Annotated in this window: 3 protein-coding genes; 1 reads left to right on the forward strand and 2 read right to left on the reverse strand. The window is 71.5% G+C overall.

Translation table 11 applies throughout. The annotated features are described in order from the left end of the window. Positions 1 to 465: C39 family peptidase (locus tag JNW89_RS35960; protein ID WP_238452400.1), on the reverse strand; the 465-nt coding region annotated here is incomplete at its 3' end. Positions 466 to 1,082: 617 nt separating this feature from the next. Between JNW89_RS35960 and JNW89_RS35965 the strand changes: the two genes are divergently transcribed. Continuing rightward, positions 1,083 to 1,700 carry a DsbA family protein gene (locus JNW89_RS35965; RefSeq protein WP_238452401.1) on the forward strand — a complete coding sequence of 206 codons (618 nt, stop codon included), beginning with the start codon at positions 1,083 to 1,085 and terminating at the stop codon, positions 1,698 to 1,700. A 4-nt stretch (positions 1,701 to 1,704) separates the two neighbouring features. Here JNW89_RS35965 and JNW89_RS35970 read toward each other — a convergent pair. Next, positions 1,705 to 1,900, reverse strand: a 196-nt coding sequence (locus JNW89_RS35970; protein ID WP_238452402.1) for a TIGR02452 family protein, incomplete at its 5' end; no start/stop codon positions are given.

Here is a 1,900-nt window from a genome sequence, read left to right on the forward strand (position 1 = left end):
GTTGGCGACCACGGCGCGGCCGTCGTCGATGGTGCGGACGATGTCGGTGCGCAGCTTGTCGGTCTGCTTGCGGTCGGCCTTGCTGTCGCGGATCTCCACCGACCGGTAGGCGTCCTTGCTGCCGGTCTCCTTGTTCAGCACCGGGGTGATGTCGTTGATGCTGTTGGTGCCGTCCTCGGTGGTGCCCATCTCCTTGGCCATCGCGTCGACGTCGATGTCCTTGCCCTGCACGGACAGGGCGTTGCGGGTGGCGGCGGGGCCGCAGTAGTAGAAGTTCGGCTGGGCCTGGTAGCGCACGTTCAGTTCCCGCTCGCCGTGCGACTTGCGGTCGGTCTGCGTCGAGGCGTTGGTGCCCTGGTGGGTGGGGGCGGCGTGCGCGGCGAGGGCCGGGCCGGCGATCCCACCGGCGGTCGCGGCGACACCGGCGAAGGTCAGGGCGGTCTTGCGGATCAGATCGGTACGCATGAGGGTGCACCTTTCGATCGGGGGATACGCAACCGTCATCCGGGGGGAGACGGCGGTGTGCGTGAAAGGAAGTCAAAGAAGAGGGATCTGCCCGGCGGCCACACAAAGGGGCTCTGCTCGGGGTGTCCAGGGGATGTAACCAGCCCGGCGGGCTGCGCATTCCACAGGCCCGGGGGCCATGGTGCCGGGGGATGTAACCAACCGGGGTGGGCCGGCATTCCGCCGGGCCTGACTCTCCGATTCACCGTCCGGGCCGGGGGGCCAGCCACCGCGGTCTGCCATGTACAACGACCCCGCCCCGCCACCCATTCCACCCCGGCCGGCCCCGCGCAGCCGACACCGCAGGTCAGACCGGACATCAGGGCGACAACCGCCCACCCCAATCCGGACATCCGGCACCGAACCGGCCGGCCGGGTAGCCACCTCGGCCCAGGGCGCCCGCCGTCGGCGACCGACACCCCGCGCTCAGTCGGCCATGCTGCGTAGCCAGTCGCCAGCCTTCAGCGTGCTGATCGCCAATTGGCCCAGCGGATCACCCGGAAATCGGCCCTCACACTGGGCCGGTCCACCGACCAGGATCAGAGGACGACGACATTCCTGGAAGGACCGGAACGACGATGACGACGGCCGACATGTGGTTCGACCCGCGCTGCCCCTGGGCCTGGAACGCCTCCCGCTGGCTGCTGGAGGTGGAACGGGTCCGCGCGGTCGAGGTGCGCTTCCACGTGATGAGCCTCAGCGTGCTCAACGAGGGCCGCGAGGGGTTGGAGGAGTGGTACCGGGAGTGGTTGAAGCCCGGCATGGGTCCGGTGCGGGTGGCGGTGGCGGCGGAGATGAAGGCCGGCCCGGAGGTCCTGCGGGACCTCTACACCGCGCTGGGCAACCGGATCCACCACGATCGGGCGCCGATCGGGCCCGACCTCTACCGGGCGGCGCTGGCCGAGGTGGGGCTGCCCGTCGAGTTGGCCGACGCGGCCGACTCCACCGCGTACGACGAGGCGCTGCTGGCCAGCCACCACGCCGGCCTGGAACCGGTCGGCGAGGACCTCGGCACCCCGACCATCCACCTCACCGATGACGCCGGCCGGCGTACCGCCTTCTTCGGGCCGGTGGTCGCGCCGATCCCGCGTGGCGAGGAAGCCGGCCGGCTCTGGGACGGGGTGGTGCTGGTCGCCGGCACCGACGGGTTCTTCGAGCTGAAGCGGGCCCGGACCCGGCCGCCGATCGACCGCTGACCGCTCAACCGAACGCGGCGGCGAAGGGGCCCCGGTTCGTCGGATCCGGCACCGCGAACACCACCAGGTCGAACCGGCCCGCGTACGGGCGGCCGGGCCCGAGCAGGTCGGCGAAGGCGGCGGCGACCTGGCGCGGGTCGTTGCGGAACACCCCGCATCCCCAGGCGCCGAGCACCAGCCGCCGGTCTCCAGTGCGCCAG

The sequence above is a fragment of the Micromonospora sp. 4G55 genome, from assembly GCF_016803375.1.

Coding starts and splice junctions, on each gene's coding strand:
- JNW89_RS35965 (WP_238452401.1), top strand. CDS start 1,083: ATGACGACGGCCGACATGTGGTTCGACCCGCGCTGCCCCTGGGCCTGG.